18 protein-coding genes and 1 tRNA gene are annotated in these 20,092 nt (G+C 69.6%); 9 read left to right on the top strand and 10 right to left on the bottom strand.

All coding sequences use genetic code 11. The features are described from left to right. Window positions 1-3: 3 nt before the first annotated feature. On the top strand, window positions 4-1,476 hold the full coding sequence (gene rng, locus ACPWT1_RS16505) for a ribonuclease G (protein ID WP_427912230.1): 1,473 nt from the start codon (window positions 4-6) through the stop codon (window positions 1,474-1,476). A gap of 120 nt (window positions 1,477-1,596) precedes the next feature. Here the strand turns inward: rng and ACPWT1_RS16500 are convergent, their stop codons facing one another. Genes ACPWT1_RS16500 through galE form a run of 4 tightly spaced genes read right to left on the bottom strand, consistent with a single transcriptional unit; the run spans window position 1,597 to window position 6,618 of the window. After that, complete coding sequence (locus tag ACPWT1_RS16500; protein WP_427912229.1) at window positions 1,597-2,664, bottom strand: glycosyltransferase family 9 protein; 1,068 nt, start codon at window positions 2,662-2,664, stop codon at window positions 1,597-1,599. After that, window positions 2,661-3,893, bottom strand: coding sequence for an O-antigen ligase family protein (locus ACPWT1_RS16495; protein WP_427912228.1), 1,233 nt, complete (start codon window positions 3,891-3,893; stop codon window positions 2,661-2,663). The genes ACPWT1_RS16500 and ACPWT1_RS16495 overlap by 4 nt, the downstream gene beginning before the upstream one ends. Then, window positions 3,890-5,620, bottom strand: coding sequence for a lipid A export permease/ATP-binding protein MsbA (msbA, locus tag ACPWT1_RS16490; RefSeq protein WP_427912227.1), 1,731 nt, complete (start codon window positions 5,618-5,620; stop codon window positions 3,890-3,892). The genes ACPWT1_RS16495 and msbA overlap by 4 nt, the downstream gene beginning before the upstream one ends. Further along, a complete protein-coding gene (gene galE / locus ACPWT1_RS16485) occupies window positions 5,617-6,618 on the bottom strand; it encodes a UDP-glucose 4-epimerase GalE (RefSeq protein WP_427912226.1) in 1,002 nt (333 codons plus the stop codon). Before galE ends, msbA begins: the two co-directional genes overlap by 4 nt. 72 nt (window positions 6,619-6,690) lie before the next feature. Here galE and ACPWT1_RS16480 point away from each other — a divergent pair, with 72 nt between their 5' ends. The 7 genes from ACPWT1_RS16480 (at window position 6,691) to ACPWT1_RS16450 (ending at window position 11,874) form a co-directional block, all read left to right on the top strand. Beyond that, on the top strand, window positions 6,691-7,464 hold the full coding sequence (locus tag ACPWT1_RS16480; protein ID WP_427912225.1) for a glycosyltransferase family 2 protein: 774 nt from the start codon (window positions 6,691-6,693) through the stop codon (window positions 7,462-7,464). After that, on the top strand, window positions 7,461-8,306 hold the full coding sequence (locus ACPWT1_RS16475; RefSeq protein ID WP_427912224.1) for a glycosyltransferase: 846 nt from the start codon (window positions 7,461-7,463) through the stop codon (window positions 8,304-8,306). Before ACPWT1_RS16480 ends, ACPWT1_RS16475 begins: the two co-directional genes overlap by 4 nt. Window positions 8,307-8,333: 27 nt before the next feature. Continuing rightward, window positions 8,334-9,614, top strand: coding sequence for a Tol-Pal system beta propeller repeat protein TolB (tolB, locus tag ACPWT1_RS16470; RefSeq protein ID WP_427915576.1), 1,281 nt, complete (start codon window positions 8,334-8,336; stop codon window positions 9,612-9,614). 47 nt (window positions 9,615-9,661) lie between these two features. Next, on the top strand, window positions 9,662-10,186 hold the full coding sequence (gene pal, locus ACPWT1_RS16465) for a peptidoglycan-associated lipoprotein Pal (RefSeq protein ID WP_427912223.1): 525 nt from the start codon (window positions 9,662-9,664) through the stop codon (window positions 10,184-10,186). Further along, window positions 10,186-10,956, top strand: coding sequence for a tol-pal system protein YbgF (gene ybgF / locus ACPWT1_RS16460; RefSeq protein ID WP_427912222.1), 771 nt, complete (start codon window positions 10,186-10,188; stop codon window positions 10,954-10,956). Before pal ends, ybgF begins: the two co-directional genes overlap by 1 nt. A gap of 7 nt (window positions 10,957-10,963) precedes the next feature. Next, window positions 10,964-11,743 (top strand): tRNA threonylcarbamoyladenosine dehydratase, encoded by a 780-nt coding sequence (locus ACPWT1_RS16455; RefSeq protein WP_427912221.1) that lies wholly within the window; start codon window positions 10,964-10,966, stop codon window positions 11,741-11,743. A gap of 55 nt (window positions 11,744-11,798) precedes the next feature. Further along, window positions 11,799-11,874 (top strand) — tRNA-Lys (locus ACPWT1_RS16450). On the opposite strand, the gene ACPWT1_RS16445 is transcribed toward ACPWT1_RS16450, so the two are convergent. Beyond that, on the bottom strand, window positions 11,869-13,230 hold the full coding sequence (locus ACPWT1_RS16445; RefSeq protein ID WP_427912220.1) for a glycosyltransferase family 87 protein: 1,362 nt from the start codon (window positions 13,228-13,230) through the stop codon (window positions 11,869-11,871). The two genes, ACPWT1_RS16450 and ACPWT1_RS16445, sit on opposite strands and share 6 nt — an antisense overlap. Before the next feature lie 487 nt (window positions 13,231-13,717). On the opposite strand from ACPWT1_RS16445, the gene ACPWT1_RS16440 reads away from it, so the two are divergent. Next, entirely contained in the window at window positions 13,718-14,179 is a 462-nt protein-coding gene (locus ACPWT1_RS16440) for a hypothetical protein (protein WP_427912219.1), read from the top strand. Here the strand turns inward: ACPWT1_RS16440 and ACPWT1_RS16435 are convergent. The 5 genes from ACPWT1_RS16435 to ACPWT1_RS16415 all read right to left on the bottom strand — a co-directional run bounded on the left by ACPWT1_RS16435 (window position 14,169) and on the right by ACPWT1_RS16415 (window position 20,036). Beyond that, complete coding sequence (locus tag ACPWT1_RS16435) at window positions 14,169-14,687, bottom strand: hypothetical protein (protein WP_427912218.1); 519 nt, start codon at window positions 14,685-14,687, stop codon at window positions 14,169-14,171. The genes ACPWT1_RS16440 and ACPWT1_RS16435 overlap by 11 nt on opposite strands. Before the next feature lie 61 nt (window positions 14,688-14,748). After that, window positions 14,749-16,671 (bottom strand): ABC-F family ATP-binding cassette domain-containing protein, encoded by a 1,923-nt coding sequence (locus ACPWT1_RS16430; RefSeq protein ID WP_427912217.1) that lies wholly within the window; start codon window positions 16,669-16,671, stop codon window positions 14,749-14,751. After that, complete coding sequence (gene prmB, locus ACPWT1_RS16425; protein ID WP_427912216.1) at window positions 16,668-17,534, bottom strand: 50S ribosomal protein L3 N(5)-glutamine methyltransferase; 867 nt, start codon at window positions 17,532-17,534, stop codon at window positions 16,668-16,670. The genes ACPWT1_RS16430 and prmB overlap by 4 nt, the downstream gene beginning before the upstream one ends. A 152-nt stretch (window positions 17,535-17,686) precedes the next feature. Next, window positions 17,687-18,838, bottom strand: a complete 1,152-nt coding sequence (gene dapE, locus ACPWT1_RS16420) for a succinyl-diaminopimelate desuccinylase (RefSeq protein ID WP_427912215.1) — start codon at window positions 18,836-18,838, stop codon at window positions 17,687-17,689. A gap of 40 nt (window positions 18,839-18,878) precedes the next feature. Then, window positions 18,879-20,036, bottom strand: coding sequence for a PilT/PilU family type 4a pilus ATPase (locus ACPWT1_RS16415; RefSeq protein ID WP_427912214.1), 1,158 nt, complete (start codon window positions 20,034-20,036; stop codon window positions 18,879-18,881). Window positions 20,037-20,092: the final 56 nt, after the last annotated feature.

Here is a 20,092-nt window from a genome sequence, read left to right as displayed (position 1 = left end):
AACATGCAGCAGGACATCCTGATCAACTGGTCCCCGCAGGAAACACGGGTGGCGATCGTCGAGAGCGGGGCGGTGCAGGAGCTGCACGTCGAGCGCACCCTCGAGCGCGGGCTCGTCGGCAACGTCTACCTCGGCAAGGTCGCGCGCGTGCTGCCCGGCATGCAGTCGGCCTTCATCGACATCGGCCTGGAGCGCGCGGCGTTCCTGCACGTGGCCGACCTGCACTCGGCCCAGCCCGAAGGCGCGCGGCACCAGCAGCCGCCCAAGCCGATCGAGAAGCAGGTGTTCGAGGGCCAGCCGCTGCTGGTGCAGGTGATCAAGGACCCGATCGGCACCAAGGGCGCGCGGCTGTCCACGCAGATCAGCATCGCGGGCCGCCTGCTCGTGTTCCTGCCGCAGGACGACCACGTGGGCGTGTCGCAGAAGATCCCGTCCGACCAGCGCGAGAGCTTGCGCCAGCGCCTGATCGGCCTGGTCGGCACGCCGGCCACGGGCGGTGGTGGCGGATTCATCCTGCGCACCAACGGCGAGGACGCGAGCGACACCGAGCTGGCCGAGGACATCGCCTACCTGCGTAAGACTTGGGCGCGCATCCGCGAGGCGGCGGCGCGCCTGCCCGCAGGCTCGCTGCTGCACCAGGACCTGAGCCTGCTGCAGCGCGTGCTGCGCGACCTGGTGACCGAGGAGACGCAGACCATCCGCATCGACTCGCGCGAGCAGTTCGCGCTCTTGCAGGCGTTTGGCCGCGAGTTCATGCCGCAGGCGGCCGAGCGGCTGCAGCTGTACAAGGGCGAGCGGCCGATCTTCGACCTGTTCAACGTCGACGAGGAGATCGCCAAGGCGCTGGGGCGGCGGGTCGAGCTCAAGTCCGGCGGCTACCTGATCGTCGACCAGACCGAGGCGCTGACCACGGTGGACGTCAACACCGGCGGCTTCGTCGGGGCACGCAACTTCGACGACACCATCTTCAGGACCAACCTGGAGGCGGCACATGCCATCGCGCGCCAGCTGCGGCTGCGCAACCTGGGCGGCATCATCATCGTCGACTTCATCGACATGCAGCGCGAGGACCACCGGGACCAGGTGCTGGCCGAGTTCCGCAAGCAGCTCGGGCGCGATCGCGTGAAGACCATGGCCGGCGGCTTCTCGCAGCTGGGCCTGGTGGAGATGACGCGCAAGCGCACGCGCGAGTCGCTGGCCCACATGCTATGCGAGCCGTGCCCGCACTGCCAGGGCGCGGGGCAGCTGCAGACGGCGCGGTCGGTGGCCTACAACATCCTGCGCGAGATCCTGCGCGAGGCGCGCCAGTTCAACCCGCGCGAGTACCGCATCGTCGCGTCGCCCAAGGTGGTGGAGCTCTTTCTTGACGAGGAGAGCCAGTACCTGGCGGGCCTGTCCGACTTCATCGGCAAGCCGATCTCGCTGCAGAGCGAGAGCGCCATGGGGCAGGAGCAGTACGACATCGTGCTGCTGTGAGCCTGTTGTCATCGCGGGCTTGACCCGCAATCCAGTCCCGCCGCCGTTCGAGCACCGTCGCTGGATGCCCCCGGATCAAGTCCGGGCAGGCTTATCGAGTCCGGCATGGCAGCCACGGCGTCAGCGCCCCAGCTTCTCCAGCGCCACCTGGACCACCCGCGCCGGCGTGATCACCGCCAGGCAGTCGCTGTGGCTCTGGTTGTGGTCGTGGCACCCGGCGCGGCCGCAGGGCACGCACGGCAGGCCCGCCTGCAGCAGGGTGACGTTGCCCGCCGTCTGCAGCAGCGAGCGTCGCTCGTAGCCTGCAGCCACGGGCGTGGCCGGCCACGGGGCCCAGCGCTGCGGGTTCGTCGGACCGAAGACCGCCATCGTGGGCACGCCGGTGGACGCCGCGAGATGCGACACCGAGGTGTCCGGCCCCACGTAGAGCGCAGCGCGCGCGAGCAGGCCGGCGAGCTGGTTGAAGTCGAGGCGGCCCGAGACATCCAGCAGATCCGGCGCGGCGCCCAGGGAGCGCAGGGGCGCGATGCAGGCCTGGTCGCGCGTGCCGCCGCTGCCGGTCAACACCACCTGCACGCGATTCGCCAGCAGCTCGCGCACCAGCCCTGCATACGACTCCAGCGGCCACTGCTTGTACGGCCACATCGACGGTGCGTGCACGGCAACGAAGTCGGGCTGCAACGCCTTTTCGATGTCGGCGGGCAGCGGCGCGGCGGGCGGCGGCACGACCGCTTCGTCGACCGTTTCCTGCATCCACGGTGCCAGCAGCGCGAGCTTCTCGCGGACGACGTGCACGGTGCTGTCGTCGCCGCCGCTCTCGACCGCGTGGTCCAGCAACCGCCGCTTCCACCAGTTGCTGCCGTGCCCCGCCGGCAGGATGCCGCTGCGCTGCCGGGCAGCGATGAGCCCCATGAGGTGCGCACGGTCGCCGGGCTGTGCGATGAGCGCGAGGTCGTACGCGCGCCAGAGCTGGCGCGCGAGGCGCCAGAAACCGGACCAGCCCAGGCGTGGTGGGGTCTCGATGAGCCGGCGGATGTCCGGATTGCCGCGCAGCATGCCCAGCGTGCCGGCGAAGCCGATGACATCGATCTGCGCTTCTGGCCAGCGCCGGCGCGCGGCGCGCACCACGGGCGTGGTGAGCAGCACATCGCCGATCTGCCGGGTGGCGATGACCAGGATGCGCTTCATGCGCGCGGCGTGGCCTCGCGGGCCAGCAGCCACGCGAGCAGGGCGGTGTAGTAGTGGCCCTCGACGAAGTCCAGCAGCAGCGAGTTGAACAGGCAGCCGACGGCGAAGGCCACGACGGCGCCCTGCAGGACTGGCACGTGGTGGCCATCCGGCAGGCGACGCAGCAAGGGCATCGCGAGCCAGCCCAGGAAGAGAGCCAGCGATACGACGCCGCCCCCGACCACCTGCATCACGTATTCGTCGTGCGGGTTGGGGGTTCGGGCCCAGAACGACTGGTACTGCTCGCGCCGGACGGGGTCATTGGCGTACGCGCGTCGCACCGCATCCTGGTGCAGCTGTGAATAGTGGTTGAAGCCGGCGCCCAGCAGCCAGTGTTCGCGCACCAGGGTCAGCCCGTGCTTGACCAGTTCGACGCGGATGCCGGTCGACGTGGTCGGCACCTGCTCCGGCTTCTCGATGGCCGAGGTCGTTTCGGCCATGCGCCGTTGCACCGCGCCCGACCCGAGCGCCAGTGCGGCCACGAGCACCGGGGTGAGCACGAGCGCGGCGATGCGCCAGCGCCGTGGCACGTGCAACCACGCGGACACGGCCAGCAGCAGCAGGACGATGAGCTGGCCGGTGCGCCCTTCCATCGCGAACAGCACCGTGAGCGCGAGGAAGGCCGCGCCGATGCGGGCGGGCCAGGGGCGCGCGGTGCGGCGCCCGTGCTCCAGCAGCACGAAGGCGAGCAGGGCGAACTCGAAGCTGGCCGAGATCCTGTGCGGGCCGAGGACGAGTGCCATGTGCTCGGACCAGACCGCCGACCAGCTGACGGCGGCCCAGGCCAGCGTCCCGGCAACCAGCGCGCGGAAGAACCACGCGGGGCGGGAGGTGAGGCGGAACAGCGCGAACAGCATGGGCGCGAGCAGCAGTTCCTTGTACGACACCAGCGGCATGCGCAGGCTGCGCAGGGCACCGTCGATGAGCAGTGTGTGCAGCCCGATCCACGCGAACAGGACCAGTCCGACTGCCATCGTGGGCTCGCGCCAGGGCCGGCTGCGCCACACGCGCGGCGCGCATGCCAGCACGAACAGAAGCAGCACTGCCAGCATCAGCGAGGTGCCAGCCACCGAGAACGGGATGAAGAACCCGTATGCGGCCAGGGCGACCGCCAGGGCAACGTCGAGCCCGCGCGGAAGAGGCGTGGTGGCCGGCAGGTCCGGCCGGCGCAGCACCGCAGCGAACGTCACGGCGTGCCCTGCTGCAGCGCGTGCAGGTGGGCGTAGAGCCCGCCGCGCGCCAGCAGTTCGCGGTGCGTGCCCGTCTCGGCCACCCGGCCCGCCTCGAGCACCACGACCTGGTCGGCGTGCTCGATCGTGGAGAGCCGGTGCGCGATGACCAGCGTGGTGCGGCCGGCCATCAGCCGCTGCAGCGCCTCCTGCACCAGGCGTTCGGACGCGGCATCGAGGGCCGAGGTGGCTTCGTCCAGGATCAGCACTGGTGCGTCCTTGTACAGCGCACGGGCGATGGCCAGGCGCTGGCGCTGGCCGCCCGACAGCTCGGTGGCGTTGTGGCCGGTGACGGTGTCCAGGCCCTGCGGCAGCGACTCCACGAGGTCCGCGAGATTGGCCCCGGCGATCACCTGTTGCAGCCGCTCGCGGTCGATCGGCGCATCCATGGTGATGTTGGCCGCGAGCGTCTCGTTGAACATCACGACGTCCTGGCTCACCAGCGCGAACTGGTCGCGCAGCGCCTGCAGGTCCCAGTCGGCGACGTCGTGGCCTTCGAGCAGCACCTGGCCGCCATCGGGCGTGACGAAGCGCGGCAGCAGGTTGGCCAGCGTGGTCTTGCCCGAGCCGGACGGCCCCACCAGGGCCACGGTGCGGCCCGGCTCCAGCACGAGGTTCACGTGGTCGAGCGCGGGCGCGGCGTCGCCGCGGTAACGCACCACGACGTCGCGCAGTTCGATGCGCCCGCTGGTGCGGCCGGGCGCGTACTGGCCGCCGGACTCGGCCGGGGTGTGGTCGATGAGGTCGATGGCGCGCTGCACGGCTGCCAGGCCGCGCGCGATCGGGTTGGCCGCCTCCGACAGGCGCTTGATCGGCGCGATCAGCATCAGCATCGCCGTGATGAAGGCGGCGAAGGTGCCGATGGTGATGCCGCCGCGGCTTTGCCACAGCGCGATGACGATCACCAGCGAGAGCGCGCCCGCGGCGAGCATGTGCGTCAGCGGCGTGATGGCCGCTGAAGCCACCGCCGATTTCATCGCGAGCCGGCGCAATCCCGAACTCAGTGCCTGGAACCGGCTGGCCTGGGCCTGCTGCGCACCATGCAGTCGCACGACGCGGGTGGCCAGGACGTTCTCCTCCACGACGTACGCGAGGTCGTTGGTGGCGGTCTGCGTGCTGCGCGCGATGCGGTACAGCCGGCGGGAGAGGGTGCGCATGATGAGCGCGACGCCGGGCACGATCAGGAACACGATGAACGTGAGCTGCCAGTTCAGGTACAGCAGGTAGAACAGCAGCGCGATCATCGAGATGCTGTCCTTGACCAGCGCCATCACCGCATTCACCAGCAAGGTGGCGCCGTTCTGCACCTCGTAGACCACGGTGTTGGACAGCGTGGTGGCGTTCTGCTGCGAGAAGAGCGAAAGCCGCGCATCGAGGATGCGCGAAAACATGGCGCTGCGCAGCGCCACCAGGCCGTCCTGCGTGATGCGCGCGAGCGCCAGGTCCGCGATGAAGCCTGCCACGCCACGCACCGCGAACAGCAGCAGCAGCGACAGTGGCACCAGCCAGAGCGAGAAGCTGCCCGGCTTGAAGCCGCGGTCCAGCAAGGGCTTCATCAGCGCCGGCAGGAGCGGCTCGGTGGCCGAGGAGACGACGGTCGCGAGCGCGGCGACGGCCCAGAAGCGGCGGCTCGCGGCACCGAAGTACGGCGCGAGCCAGCGGACGGCTTTGAAATCGATGCCGGTCACGCCGCCTGCGTCGCCTGGTGGAGCTTGCGCTCCCACTGCCAGGCGTGGGCGATGATGGTGTCCAGGTCCTCGTACTGCGGCGTCCAGCCCAGCTCCGCGCGTGCGCGCGCCGCATCGGCCACCAGCGCCGGCGGATCGCCCGCACGAGGCGGGTCGTCCCGCACGGGAATCGGATGGCCCGTGACGCGCCGTGCTGTCTCGATCACTTCATTGACCGAATGGCCGCGGCCGTTGCCCAGGTTGTAGACCGTCGTGGTGGCGCCGGCCTGCAGCTTGCGCAGCGCGGCGAGGTGCGCCGCGCACAGGTCCTGCACGTGGATGTAGTCGCGCAGGCACGAGCCGTCGGGCGTGTCGTGCTTGGAGCCGAAGCGCGAGATGAACTCGCGGCGGCCCGAGGCCACCTGCAGCACCAGCGGGATCAGGTGCGTCTCGGGCTCGTGGCGCTCGCCGATCGAGCCGTCCGGATGCGCGCCTGCGGCATTGAAGTAGCGCAGCGAGATCGAGCGCAGGCCGTGCGCGATGTCGTAGTCCTGCAGCGCGTATTCGACCGCGAGCTTGCTGTGGCCGTAGGGATTGATCGGCCGCGTGGGATGGTCCTCGGGGATCGGCACCTGGATCGGGTTGCCGTACGTGGCCGCCGTCGAGGAGAAGATGAACTGGGTGATGCCGTGCTCCAGCATCGTGTCGAGCAGGTTCAGGGTCTGGACGAGGTTGTTGCGCCAGTACTTGCCCGGCTTGGTCATCGACTCGCCGACCAGGCTGGAGGCCGCGAAATGCATCACGCATTGCGGCTTGAACTCGCGGAACACCGCGCCCATGAAGGCCGCATCGCCGATGTCGCCGACCTTCAGGATCTCGCGACCCGCGGCTTCCTTGTGGCCCGTGGCCAGGTTGTCGACGATGACCGGCCGGAAGCCGCTGTCGCGCAGCATCCGCACCATGTGCGACCCGATGTAGCCCGCGCCTCCCGCGACCACGACGGTGGGTGTTTGGTCCATGGATGAGGGTGCAATAATGCCCGTTGCAAGAAGGGAGGGATTATGCCGTGGGGCTCCCCCTCCCTGGCGCACATGCCCAGTCTCTCCATCGTCATCCTCACGCGCAACGAAGCCCGCAACATCGTCGATTGCGTGCGGTCCGCGCGCTTCGCCGATGAGATCTTGGTGCTCGACTCGGGCAGCACGGATGGCACGCCCGAGCTCGCGCGTGCCGAGGGCGCGAAGGTCTCCATCAGCAGCGACTGGCCCGGGTTCGGGCCGCAGAAGAATCGCGCTCTTGCGCTGGCGACGGGCGACTGGGTGTTCTCGCTCGACGCCGACGAGACCATCACGCCGGACTTGCGCGAGTCCATCCTCGCAGCGGTCCGCGAGCCGGGCGCGCACGCAGCCTTCGAGCTCGATCGAACATCCAGTTACTGCGGGCAGGTGATCCGGCACGCCGGCTGGTCGCCCGACTGGATCGTGCGCCTGTTCCGCCGCGATGCGGCCCGCTTCTCCGACGACCTGGTGCACGAACGCGTGCTGGTGCAGGGCAGCGTCGGGCGCCTGCAGGGCGAGCTGCTGCACCGCAGCTTCCCCGACTTCGAGACGGTGCTCGACAAGGTCAATCGCTATTCGACCGCGGGCGCGCGTTCGCTGGCGCAGCGCGGCAAGCGGGCATCGCCCGCCAAGGCTCTGGGCCACGGCTTGTGGGCCTTCCTGCGCACCTACGTGCTGCAGCGCGGCTTCCTCGATGGCGCGATGGGACTGGCGCTGGCCATCTCCAATGCCGAGGGCACGTACTACCGCTACCTGAAGCTGTGGCTGCTGCAGCGCGAAGGCGCGACGGGAATCCCGCACCCATGACGGCGGGCTTCGTCGTCCTCACCTACAACCGTTCCGACGCCTTGCTGGCCGTGCTGCGCGCGCTCGCGCCGCAATGCGACGCTGGCGACACCGTGGTCGTCGCGGACGACGGCTCACGGCCCGAGCACGTGCAGAAATTGCGCGAGCGGCTGCCGCGGTTCGCCTGCCCGGTGCGCCACGTGTGGCATCCGGACGTGGGGTTCACCGCGGCGCGATCGCGCAACCTGGGCGCACTGCATGCGAAAAGCGACTACGTCGTGTTCCTCGACGGCGACTGCATTCCCAGCCCGCATTTCGCGGCGGCGCATCGCGCGCTGGCGCAGGACCGGTGCTTCGTCAACGGCAGCCGCGTGCTGCTCGATGCCACGCTCTCGCGGCGCATCGAGGCGGGCGAAGTCGACGCAATGTCGCTGGGCGCGGGCGACTGGCTGCGCCTTCGCATGGCCGGCCACATCAACAAGCTCGCGCACCTGGTGCGCTGGGACGCCGCACCGGGGCGCCTGCAGCGGCGCTTCCGCTGGAAGGGCATCCGCAGCGCGAACTTCGGGGCCTGGATGCGCGACCTGCGCGTCGTGAACGGCTTCGACGAATCGTTCTCCGGCTGGGGCCACGAGGACGCCGATCTCGTGCTGCGGCTGCACCACGCCGGCGTGATGCGCAAGAATGGCTACCTGGCGACCGAGGTGTTCCACCTGTGGCACGCCGAACATGCTCGCGACAGCGAGGCGCACAATCGCCGGCGCGTCGAGGAGCGGATGCGCAGCGGCACCGTGCGTGCCGAGGTCGGACTGGCCGAAGCGGCCGCGGGCCCTGCGCCCACCGTGACTGAACTCAATCGCTAAATGGAGGCACTAACCCCGATGACGACGATGACACCAGCCACCTGGCGCCGGCGCCACTTGATGGGACTTCTGGGCGCGGCGGCATTGCCCGCGTGGGCCCAGTTCCGGGTCGAGGTGACCGGCGTGGGCCTCACGCAGTTGCCGATCGCCGTGGTGCCGTTCCGCGGCGAAGCCGAGGCGCCGCAGAAGTTGGCCTCCATCGTGCAGGCCGACCTCGAACGCAGCGGCCAGTTCCGCGCGATCGATGCGCGTGCCGGCGGCGCGCTGGACGAGAGCAGTCGCCTCGACGTGGCGCCCTGGCGCCAGGCCGGTGCGGACATGCTGGTGGTTGGCAGCATCGGGCGCCTGGCCGACGGCCGCTACGACGTGCGCTTCCGCCTGTGGGACGTGGTGCGCGCGCAGGACCTGGGCGGCCAGAGCTATGCCGTCACCACGGGCGACCTGCGCCTGGCGGCCCACCGCATCGCCGACTTCATCTACGAGAAGCTCACGGGCGAGAAGGGGGTGTTCTCCACCCGCATCGCCTATGTCACCAAGAACGGCCCGCGCTACAACCTGTGGGTGGCCGACGCCGACGGCGAGAACGCGCAATCGGCCCTGGCGAGCCCCGAGCCGGTGATCTCGCCGGCCTGGTCGGCCAACGGCACCCAGCTGGCGTACGTGTCGTTCGAGTCGCGCAAGCCCGTGGTGTACGTGCACGAGGTGGCCACCGGCCGCCGTCGCCTGCTGGCCAACTTCCGCGGCTCGAACAGCGCGCCGGCCTGGGCGCCCGACGGCCGCACGCTGGCCGTCACCCTGAGCCGCGAGGGCGGCTCGCAGCTGTACACCATCGATGCAGGCGGCGGCGAGCCGCGACGCCTGCTGCAGTCCAGCGCCATCGACACCGAGCCGGTGTTCGCGCCCGATGGCCGCAGCATCTACTTCACCAGCGACCGCGGCGGCTCGCCGCAGATCTACCGCGTCGCCACCACGGGCGGCTCGCCCGAGCGCGTCACTTTCGGCGGCAGCTACAACATCTCGCCCACGATCAGCCCCGACGGCCGCCACCTCGCGTTCATCTCGCGCGTGCAGGGCCAGTTCAAGCTGCACGTGATGGAGCTGCCCTCGGGCCAGCCCGTCGCGATCACCGACACCATCGCCGACGAGAGCCCCAGCTTCGCCCCCAACGGCCGTCTCATCGTCTATGCCACGCGGCAGAATGGCCGCGAAGCGCTGATGACCACCACGCTGGACGGCAAGATCAAGGCCCGCCTGGCGGGACAGAGCGGCGACATCCGCGAGCCCGACTGGGGCCCGTACCAGCGCTGACACACCCGATCCCCCTCACGACGTTACTTCCATAGGAGTCAAGAACGATGATCCGCCGTTTCCTCATGTGCCTGCTGCTTGCCACGTCCATCGTTGGCTGCAGCTCCGGTGTCAAGCTCAATGACGTGCCCGTCGAGGACCGCACCGGCACCACCGTGGCGCCGCCCGCCGGTGGCGGCACGCAGAGCCGCGTGGCACCGGTCGATGCCAATGCCACCAACGGCACCGCGCAGGGACCCATGAACGTGGCGCGCCTGGTGTACTTCGACTACGACAGCTTCGACCTGAAGCCCGAGTCGCAGTCCGTCATCGAGGCGCATGCGCGCTTCCTGCGTGCGAATGCGCAGCGCAAGGTCTCGCTGGAAGGCCACACCGACGAGCGCGGCGGCCGTGAATACAACCTGGCCCTGGGCCAGAAGCGCGCCGAGGCCGTGCGCCGCGCGCTCTCGCTGCTGGGCGTGGCCGACGCGCAGATGGAAGCGGTGAGCTTCGGCAAGGAGAAGCCCGCGGCGACCGGCAGTGACGAAGCGGCGTGGGCGCAGAACCGCCGCGTCGAGATCGTGTACCGCTGATGCGCGCGCCGCACGCACTCCTGCGCATCGCCGCCGCGGCGGCGATGGTTGTTCCGCTCGCCGGCCATGCCGCGCTGTTCGAGGACGACGAGGCGCGTCGCGCCATCCTCGAACTGCGGCAGAAGGTCGATGCCCAGCGCGCCGCCGGCGACAAGAGCGAGGCCGACCTGCGCGCCGAGAACGAGCAGCTGCGCCGCAGCCTGCTGGACCTGCAGAACCAGATCGAGAACCTGCGCGGGGAACTGGCCCGCATGCGCGGGCAGGACGAGCAGATCACGCGCGACGTCGCCGAACTGCAGCGCCGCCAGAAGGACGTCGTGCAGGGCATGGATGATCGCCTGCGCCGGTTCGAGCCGGTGAAGGTCAACGTCGATGGCCGCGAGTTCACGGCCAACCCCGACGAGCAGCGCGACTACGAAGCCGCGCTCGCCGTGTTCCGCAAGGGCGACTTCCCAGCGGCGCAGGCGGCCTTCGCGGATTTCACGCGCAAGTATCCGCAGAGCGGCTACCGGCCCTCGGCGCTGTTCTGGCTGGGCAATGCGCAGTACGCCACGCGCGACTTCCGCGGCGCGATGGAGAATTTCCGCGCGCTGCTGTCGCACGCGCCGGACCATGCGCGCGCGCCCGAGGCCGTGCTGTCCATCGCCAACTGCCAGCTGGAGCTGAAGGACAACGCGGGCGCCCGCAAGACGCTCGGCGACCTGGTCAAGGCCTACCCGCAATCGGAAGCGGCATCGGCCGCCCGCGAGCGGCTGGCGCGGCTGCGCTAGCACCACCGTGACGCAGGCGCTCGACGCCCAAGCCGACCTCGGGCGCCGCTTCGGCGGCCTCGAGCGCCTCTACGGCGTCTCGGGCGCACAGGCCATCCGGCGCAGTTGCGTTGCCGTGGTCGGCGTCGGCGGCGTGGGGTCCTGGGCCGCCGAGGCGCTGGCGCGCAGCGGCGTCGGCGCGCTGGTGCTGGTCGACCTGGACCACGTCGCCGAATCCAACATCAACCGGCAGGTCCACGCCCTCGACACGACGCTGGGCATGGCGAAGGTGCAGGCGATGCGCGATCGCATCGCGCAGATCCATCCGGGCTGCCAGGTGCATGGCGTGGAGGATTTCGCCGAGCCGGGCAACTGGCCGGCGCTGCTGCCGCGTCCCGTCGATGCGGTCATCGAGGCCTGCGACGAGGTCAAGGCCAAGGTGGCGCTCGCGGCCTGGGCCGTGCGCGAGCGCGTGCCCTTCATCGCCGCCGGTGCCGCAGGCGGCAAGCGGCACGCGCACAAGGTCGACATCGACGACCTGGCCTTCACCACCCACGACCCGCTGCTCGCGCAGGTGCGCTACCGGTTGCGCAAGTTCCATGGGGCCCCGCGCGAAGGCAAGCGCATCGGCGTGCCCTGCGTCTTCAGCCGCGAGGCCGTGGCGCCGCCCGATCCGTCGTGCGCCCTCGAAGGCGACGGTTCGCTCAACTGCCACGGCTATGGATCGGTGGTGAGCGTCACCGCCACCTTCGGCCAGTGCGCGGCTGGCTGGGTGCTCGACGCGCTGGTGCAACGAAACCCATCCTGAACCACGCTATACTCGCGGGCTTTGCTGCTTGCCAATCGCAACAGCGAAGAAGCGTGGGACGTTAGCTCAGTTGGTAGAGCAGCGGACTTTTAATCCGTTGGTCGCAGGTTCGAATCCCGCACGTCCTACCACCCTCCACCAGGCCCGCTGCCCACGGCAGCGCGCCTTTTGTTTGCTGACCGGGCGCGCCCGCGCCGCGGCGCCGGACCTGCAGCCGCCAGGTGGGCCGCGACCAGGGCGAACATCAGCAGTCCGCCGAACAGAAGGTGCGAGACGCCGAGCGCCCGGTATGCCGCCATGAGCGCCGCGTCGTCGACGAAGAGCGGCCGAACGAGCGGCGTCGCGAGGAACACCGCGATCCAGCCCAGTACCTGGGCCGCGCGGCCGTCGCGCAGGCGGTTCTGTGCGAGGAAGAACGCGGTCGGCATCAGCAGCCACGCGTAGTAGTGCGACCACGACAACGGACTTGCCACCAGCGCGAGGCACAGCACCAGCAGGAACTGCAGGTCGCATCGGCGCTCCGCCTGTCCCGGTTCGGAGCCGCCCCCGTCCGCGCGCAGCCACGCGAACGCCGCAGCCGCGAGGACCGCCGCCTCCAAGAGTTGACCAGCCAATCGCTCTCCGGCACTGATGGCCGTCGGCGTGGTCCAGTCGTGCAGGTGCTGCTGGGCGCCGCTGTCGAGACGCAGCACGAAGGCGGGAAGTGACTGGACGTTGAAGGCCGCCAGCCACTCCCTGCTGAACTTGACGACGCTGAGCTGGAACCAGTCCAGGTTCAGCGTCCAGCCGGCCAGCAGGAGCGAGGTCACCACGAATCCCGCGCCGACCAGGATGAATGCGACAAGGCCCGCGACGTCGCGGCGCAGCAGGAAGAAGAGGCCGAACAGCGCGAGCGGCGGCTTGATGACGGCGCAGGTGGCGAGCAACGCGCCCGCGGCGACATGGCGGCCAGCCTTCAGCAGGGCGAAGGCCGCGACGACGCCGAACAGCACCATGTGGCTGGTATTGCCCTCCTTGACGCTGTACAGCAGCGGTCCGTTGGCGGCGAAGAGCAGAGCCAGCATGCAACGCTCCCGTACCTCGAGCCGGGCGACGCGGCACAGCAGCCACCACGCCGCCACGCACGCCGCGACGCCGAGCGCCGTGAAGACGACGACGGCGATGCGTTCCGGCACCAGCGCGAGCGGGGCGAACAGCCAGGCTACCGCCGGCAGGTTGACGAATCCGCGGACGCCCATCTGCAGCAGGCCTTCGAGCCGCTGCGGATCCTGCAGCGCGGCGAGGCCCGCGGGGTAGTAGGCGATGCTGAAATCGGAAAACAGGAACCCCGCGGGTGGATCACTGGCGCGAAAGCCGGCCAATGCGAGCACGACGATGCCGGCGGCCACGATGGCCTTGTGCCATCCCCGCATGGTGGTTCCCGCAACCAGGCGCTGGAGAGCCAGCAGGCCGAGTGCGGTGGCGAGCAGGTGCGCGATCCAGGCCATGTCCGTCGGCGATTCCAGCCGCGCGCGCGTGCAGCGTCAATCGCAGACGTCTCCCAAGCCGCCCGGGACAAAGCTGTGCCTGCGCTGGCCATGGATGTGCGGCCCGCAGGACGCGGGCCATCGGTTCTGTAGGAGGCAACCCACAGCCGCTGTGGACAACTCTGTGTGGAACACGCGGATGCCGCAGCCGAAGGCGCGTGGACATTCGACCTCGCCAGATTGCCTGTTTTTTCAGCAGCGGGTGCGCTCCGCCTAAACAATCCGCGCCACGATCGACACATGCTTCCTGTTGTGTTGATTGCACGGCCGGAGGTACAAAGGTAACGGCTCAGCCAGCAGCGGGTTCGAGCCCATGGATGCCGCAGCTTCGAGACAACGCGGCGCTGCCTCGATGGGCACATGTCGCCGGCGCTTCCGTGGTGTGACGCTGGCTGAGCCGTTGTTACCCGCCGGAACAGACTCGGCAGGGGGCATGGGTAGCATTCCCATGCACCTCGCCGCCATGCCCCAGCTGTCCACTTCCCCCGCCGCCCATGCCCGTTCTCGCCTGCAGGGCACGCCGCGCGGCGTGTCACCGAAGGCCGACCAAGCGGTGCAGATCGTGCTCGCCATGCTGCGCGAGCGCCTGGGCATGGATGTGGTGTTCGTGCGGCACTACAACGAGGGACCGCGGCGCTTCCGCGTCGTGGAGGCGCTGAGCCACGGACCGGCGGCCGCACGCGCCATCGGCCAGGCGACCGACGATGCGGACGGCATGCTGGTCGAGGCCCAGGTGGTGCTGCCGGATGGCCGCGTGCATGGCAGCCTGTGCGGATTCACGGCCGACACCACGCCGGCCGTGGTCGAGCGGCACCTGCGCTCGCTGCAGCACGGCGCCCGCCTTGCCGCACGACTGCTCGACAACGAGGAAGTGATGAGCGAACTGGCGCGCCAGGCGCTCAGTCACTGAGTTCCAGCGCCAGCAGCGTGGGAGCGGGAAGGGCGAGCCGGGTCTCGCGCACCACCTTCACGCAGTCCTTGATGTGCTCCTCGCCGAGGTAGCGCAGCGCTGCAAATCCCATCACGGCCGCCACCGCCTGGCCGGCCAGCGGAACGTACTTGGCGGCCTGCTTCGCCGTCATGCGCACGCCAATGGTCCGGGCGAGCTGGACGACCAGTTCGCGCGTGACGAAGCGGCCGATGATCACCGAGCCGACCACCGACGCCGCCTTCTGCACTTCATCGCGCTTCAGCTCCGGCAGCCGCGCCAGCTGTTCCGGCGTGAGCCCGAAGCGCGCGTTGATCTCCGGCAGCACGCGGGTCAGCAGCGCGGCGTCGACCGCCCAGTCCAACCCGGGCAGTGGGACGGCACTGGCGGCAGCGCCGACGAGCGCGCGCCTGGTCAGCAGGCGCCGGCAGTCGCGCACCCGGGCCTGGAGGGCCGGGTTGCCTGCCGCGAGTTGCAGGGCCGTTGGCATGGGTCGATGCTGGCCTGGCGTGTGCTCCACGCAAGCAGGCAAACCACGCGTTCGCTTGCCCTCAGCCGTCCGACTCGAGCGCCTCGATCTCGCCCGAGAGGCTGAGCCAGCGCTCCTCGGCATCTTCCAGGGCCTGGGCTGCCTGTTTGAGCTTGCGGCCTGCATCGGCGATCTGCGCCGGCGGCAACGGCGACGCGAGTTGCGTCTCCAGGTCCTGCCGCTCGGCCTGCAGCTGCGTCATGCGCCTTTCGATGTCCGCCAGTTCGCGCTTGAGCGGCTTGGCCCGTGCGGCGGCCTGCTGGCGCGTGGCCGCATCGCGCTTGCGCTGCTCCTGCGGATTCGCGACGGGCGCGGGCGTCGGCGCGGGAGCAGCTTCCAGCCGGGCTGCCTCGCGCAGTCGCTTGGCCTCGTCCAGCAGGTAGCGCTGGTAATCGTCCAGGTCGCCGTCGAACGGGCCGATGCGGCCCCGGCCCACGAGCCAGAACTCGTCGCAAACGGCCCGCAACAACGCCCGGTCGTGGCTGACCAGCATCACGGTGCCCTCGAACTCGTTCAGCGCCACGGACAGCGCCTCCCGCGTGGCCAGGTCCAGGTGGTTGGTGGGCTCGTCGAGCAGCAGCAGGTTGGGGCGCTGCCACACGATCATCGCCAGCACCAGGCGGGCCTTCTCGCCGCCGCTCATGGTGCCTACTGCCTGGCCCACCATGTCGCCGCTGAAGTTGAAGCTGCCGAGGAAGTTGCGCAGCTCCTGCTCGCGCCCCTGCGGTCCGACGTCGCGCGCCAGCCGCACCATGTGCTCGAGCGGGTTGGAGTCGGGCGAGAGCACGTCCAGCTCCTGCTGCGCGAAGTAGCCGATGTGCAGGCCCTTGCCTTCGGTGATCGTGCCGGCCAGTGGCGCGATCTCGCGCGCGATGGTCTTGACCAGCGTCGACTTGCCCTGGCCGTTGGCGCCCAGGATGCCGATGCGCTGGCCCGCCAGCACCGAGCGGTTGATTCCGGAGAGGATCACCTTCTCGCCATACCCGAGGGCCGCATCGCTGATCGCCAGCATCGGGTTGGGCAGGTTGGCCGGCTCCTTGAACTCGAAGTTGAAGTCGGCCTCGGCCAGCACCGGCGCGATGCGCTCCATGCGCTCCAGCGCCTTGACGCGGCTCTGCGCCTGCTTGGCCTTGCTGGCCTTGGCCTTGAAGCGGTCGATGAACTTCTGCAGGTGCGCCACCTTCTCCTGCTGGCGCGCGAACTGGGCCTGCTGCTGTTCGAGCTGCAGCGCCCGCATGGTCTCGAAGGCGCTGTAGTTGGCGCCGTAGCGCGTGAGCTTCTGGTTCTCGATGTGCAGCGTGACGTTGGTCACCGCATCGAGGAACTCGCGGTCGTGGCTGATGACGATCATGGTGCCCGCATAGCGTTGCAGCCACGCTTCCAGCCACACGAGGGCGTCGAGGTCCAGGTGGTTGGTGGGCTCGTCCAGCAGCAGCAGGTCCGACGGGCACATCAGCGCGCGGGCCAGCTGCAGGCGCATGCGCCAGCCGCCGGAGAAGCTGTCGACGGGCTGCTCCAGCTCCGCCACCTGGAAGCCCAGGCCGAGGATCAGCGCCTGGGCACGTGACACGGCATCGTGCTCGCCGGCGTCGGCCAGGTCCGAGTGCGCGTGCGCGATGCGCATGCCGTCGTCGCTGGCCTCGGCCTGCGCGAGTTCGGCGCGCAGCTCCATCAGGCGCGTGTCGCCCCCGAGCACGAACGCGGTGGCGCTCTCGTCGGTCTCGGGCATGTTCTGCGCGACCTGCGACAGGCGCCACTGCGCGGGCAGCGAGAACTCGCCGGCGTCCTCGTGCAGGTTGCCGTTGAAGAGGGCGAACAGGCTGGACTTGCCGGCGCCGTTGCGCCCGACCAGCGCGACCTTCTCGCCGGGGTTGATGGTGACGGACACCGCGTCCAGCAGCACCTTGGCGCTGCGGCGCAGCGTGAGATTGCGCAGCTGGATCATGCTTGCTCCAGGGCCTGGCGCGTGAGCAGCAGCACCTGGTCGGCGCCGGCGCTGGTCTCCAGCCACACGGCCTCCAGCCGCGGGAAGGCGCGCTCGAAGTGCTCGCGCTCGTTGCCGATCTCCAGCACCAGCACGGCGTCATCGGTCATGTGCTTCGGTGCGCCAGCCAGGAGTCCGCGGATGAAGTCCATGCCATCCGTGCCGCCGGCGAGCGCGATGCCCGGCTCGGCGCGGAATTCAGCGGGCAGGACCGCCATCGACGCGCTGTTCACATAGGGCGGGTTGCACAGCACGAGGTCGTAGGGCCCTTGCACGCCCTGCAGGCCGTCGGAGTGCAGCAGCCGGATCCGGTCCTGCAGTCCATGCCGCTCGACGTTGCGGCGCGCGACCGCCAAGGCGTCCTGCGAGATGTCCGCGCCGTCGACCTCCACGTCGGGATAGGCCATCGCGGCCAGCACGGCGAGGCTGCCATTGCCGGTGCACAGGTCCAGCACGCGGCGGGTGCGGTCGGACAGCCACGGGTCGATGCTGCCGTCCGCCAGCAGTTCGGCGATGAAGCTGCGCGGCACGATGGTGCGCTCGTCGACATGGAACGGCACGCCCTGCAGCCACGCTTCGCCCGTGAGGTAGGCGGCGGGCTTGCGGGTGGCGATGCGCTGTTCGACGAGGGACTCGGCCTGCTGCCGGCGCGCGTCGTCGATGGCGTCCTGCGCGTGCGCGTCCAGGGCGTCCAGCGGCAGGCCGAGCTTCCACAGCACCAGCCATGCGGCTTCGTCGAAGGCGTTGGTGGTGCCGTGGCCGAAGGCGACGCCGGCCCGTGCGAGGCGGTCGGCGCAGCGTTGGATGAGATCGATCAGTGTCATGCGGGTGGGGAAGAGGCTGTCATCCCGGGCTTGATCCGGGATCCAGCAGCAGCGGTTGTTGGGTGCCGGCATGGATTGCGGGTCGCGCCCGCAATGACAAGTCCGGGATTGTGCCGCTCGCGCAGCTGCGCCTTGGCGCCTGTCGCGTCCAGCTAGCCGACCGCGTCCAGCAGTTCCAGCGTGCGCCGGTAGATGTTCTTCAGCGGCTCGAGGTCGGCCACGCGCACGTGCTCGTCGATCTTGTGGATCGTCGCGTTCACCGGCCCGAACTCCACCACTTGCGGGCAGATGCGCGAGATGAAGCGGCCGTCACTGGTGCCGCCGGTGGTGGACAGCTCGGTCTCGATGCCGGTCTCGGAGCGGATGGCCTGCTGCATGGCACCGACCAGCTCGCCGGGTGTGGTGAGGAACGGCTGGCCTCCCAGCACCCAGTCGAGCTGGTAGTCGAGCGCATGCCGGTCCAGCACCTGGTGCACGCGCGCGCGCAGGCCCTCGGGCGTGGACTCGGTCGAGAAGCGGAAGTTGAAGTCCACCACCAGCGCGCCCGGGATGACGTTGGTCGCGCCGGTGCCCGCGTGGATGTTGCTGCACTGGAAGCTGGTGGGCGGGAAGAACGCATTGCCCTGGTCCCAGGAGATGGACGCCAGTTCGGCCAGCGCGGGCATCACCAGGTGGATCGGGTTCTTCGCCAGCTGCGGATACGCGATGTGCCCCTGCACGCCGCGCACGGTGAGCTTGCCCGAGAGGCTGCCGCGCCGGCCGTTCTTGATCATGTCGCCCACGCGCTCGACGGAACTGGGCTCGCCGACGATGCACCAGTCCAGGCGCTCGCCGCGCTGCTGCAGTTGCTGGCAGACGACGACGGTGCCATCGACCGACGGGCCTTCCTCGTCGCTGGTGATCAGCAGCGCGATGCCGATCGACGGATCGGGGTGCGCCGCGATGAATTCCTCGACGGCCACCACGAATGCCGCGATCGACGTCTTCATGTCGGCGGCGCCCCGCCCGTACAGCTTTCCGTCGCGGTGGCTGGGCACGAAGGGGTCGCTGGTCCATTGGTCCAGCGGTCCGGTGGGAACGACGTCCGTGTGGCCGGCGAAGACGACCGTGCGTGCATCGGTGCGGCGCGCCGGGCGCTTGGCCCACAGGTTGGTGACCCTGAAGGAGTCCGGCCCGCTGGCGATGGTTTCGCATGCGAAACCGAGCGGCTCCAGGCGCTGCCGGAGCAACTGCTGGCAGCCGCCATCGTCCGGCGTCACGGAGCGCCGGGCGATCAACTGCTCCGCGAGGTACAGGGTCTGCATGTGCAAGGACACGGCGCGCGCAGCGGGCCGTGTTTCGTCCTCAATGTTTCACGTCGAGCGTGATCTCGGTGAACGACGGCTCGTCGGCGAGGTCTTCCTCACTCGCGCCATCTTCCGGCCGCACCGCGGCGCCCTGGCCGAAGTCGTTCTGCAGGCGCCACTGCAGGTTGGTGGGTGAGTCGGCGTTGGCGATGCCTTCCCTCTTGTCGACGACGCCGTCGACGATCAGGCGCGCGATGGCCTGCTCGAAGGTCTGCGAGCCTTCGGCCATCGACTTCTCCATCGCTTCCTTCACGCCGGAGAAGTCACCTTTCTCGATCAGCTCGGACACCAGCTTGGTGTTGAGCATGACTTCCACGGCCGGCGTGCGGCCGCCGTGGATCGTGCGCAGCAGTCGCTGCGAGACGATGGCCTTCATCGCCGCCGCCAGGTCGCCCAGCATGGTGGGACGCACCTCGACGGGATAGAACGACAGGATGCGGTTCAGCGCCTGGTAGCTGTTGTTGGCGTGCATGGTGGCCAGGCACAGGTGGCCCGACTGCGCGTACGCGATGGCCGCGGACATGGTCTCGCGATCGCGGATCTCGCCGATCAGGATGACGTCGGGCGCCTGGCGCAGCGCGTTCTTCAGCGCCGTCTGCATCGACGCCGTGTCGCTGCCCACCTCGCGCTGGTTGACCACGGACTTCTTGTTCTTGAACAGGAATTCGACCGGGTCCTCGATGGTCAGGATGTGGCCGGCCGCCTTCTCGTTGCGGTAGTCCATCATCGACGCCAGAGTGGTGCTCTTGCCGGCGCCGGTGGAGCCCACCATCAGCAGCAGGCCGCGCTTTTCCATGATCAGGTCGCCCAGGATCATCGGCACGTTGAGCGACTCCAGCGGCGGGATCTCGGTGGTGATGTAGCGGATCACGGCGGCGTACGAGCCGCGCTGGCGCATCGCCGAGAAGCGGAAGTTGCCCACGCCTTCGACCGCATGCGCCATGTTCAATTCGCCGGTCTCTTCCAGCTCGGTGACGCGGCGTGCCGGCAGCACCTCGGCCAGCAGGGCCTTGGGCGCGTCGGGCGGCAGCAGCTGGTTGTTGATCGGCAGGCACTGCCCGTTGATCTTGATCATGGCCGGCGCGTGGGCCGAGAGATAGACGTCCGACGCCTTCTTCTCGCCCATCAGGCGCAGGATGCGCTCCATCGTGCTCATTCGGGTCACTCCTCCTCGGTCGTGACAGGGTACCGGGGGGCCCGGTCCCTGTCATC

Source organism: Ramlibacter sp. MMS24-I3-19 (assembly GCF_050320135.1).
GTDB lineage: Bacteria > Pseudomonadota > Gammaproteobacteria > Burkholderiales > Burkholderiaceae_C > Ramlibacter.
The sequence above is the reverse complement of the archived record's forward strand: the minus strand, read 5'-3'. Positions and strand labels throughout refer to the sequence as shown.

What these genes read in the sequence shown, in the direction of transcription:
- ACPWT1_RS16435 (WP_427912218.1), bottom strand. Translation starts at nt 14,687, where the DNA reads ATGCCAACGGCCCTGCAACTCGCGGCAGGCAACCCGGCCCTCCAGGCC.
- galE (WP_427912226.1), bottom strand. Translation starts at nt 6,618, where the DNA reads ATGGACCAAACACCCACCGTCGTGGTCGCGGGAGGCGCGGGCTACATC.
- ACPWT1_RS16430 (WP_427912217.1), bottom strand. Translation starts at nt 16,671, where the DNA reads ATGATCCAGCTGCGCAATCTCACGCTGCGCCGCAGCGCCAAGGTGCTG.
- ACPWT1_RS16475 (WP_427912224.1), top strand. Translation starts at nt 7,461, where the DNA reads ATGACGGCGGGCTTCGTCGTCCTCACCTACAACCGTTCCGACGCCTTG.
- ACPWT1_RS16415 (WP_427912214.1), bottom strand. Translation starts at nt 20,036, where the DNA reads ATGAGCACGATGGAGCGCATCCTGCGCCTGATGGGCGAGAAGAAGGCG.
- ACPWT1_RS16445 (WP_427912220.1), bottom strand. Translation starts at nt 13,230, where the DNA reads ATGGCCTGGATCGCGCACCTGCTCGCCACCGCACTCGGCCTGCTGGCT.
- prmB (WP_427912216.1), bottom strand. Translation starts at nt 17,534, where the DNA reads ATGACACTGATCGATCTCATCCAACGCTGCGCCGACCGCCTCGCACGG.
- rng (WP_427912230.1), top strand. Translation starts at nt 4, where the DNA reads ATGCAGCAGGACATCCTGATCAACTGGTCCCCGCAGGAAACACGGGTG.
- pal (WP_427912223.1), top strand. Translation starts at nt 9,662, where the DNA reads ATGATCCGCCGTTTCCTCATGTGCCTGCTGCTTGCCACGTCCATCGTT.
- dapE (WP_427912215.1), bottom strand. Translation starts at nt 18,838, where the DNA reads ATGCAGACCCTGTACCTCGCGGAGCAGTTGATCGCCCGGCGCTCCGTG.
- ybgF (WP_427912222.1), top strand. Translation starts at nt 10,186, where the DNA reads ATGCGCGCGCCGCACGCACTCCTGCGCATCGCCGCCGCGGCGGCGATG.
- tolB (WP_427915576.1), top strand. Translation starts at nt 8,334, where the DNA reads ATGACACCAGCCACCTGGCGCCGGCGCCACTTGATGGGACTTCTGGGC.
- ACPWT1_RS16480 (WP_427912225.1), top strand. Translation starts at nt 6,691, where the DNA reads ATGCCCAGTCTCTCCATCGTCATCCTCACGCGCAACGAAGCCCGCAAC.
- ACPWT1_RS16440 (WP_427912219.1), top strand. Translation starts at nt 13,718, where the DNA reads ATGCACCTCGCCGCCATGCCCCAGCTGTCCACTTCCCCCGCCGCCCAT.
- ACPWT1_RS16500 (WP_427912229.1), bottom strand. Translation starts at nt 2,664, where the DNA reads ATGAAGCGCATCCTGGTCATCGCCACCCGGCAGATCGGCGATGTGCTG.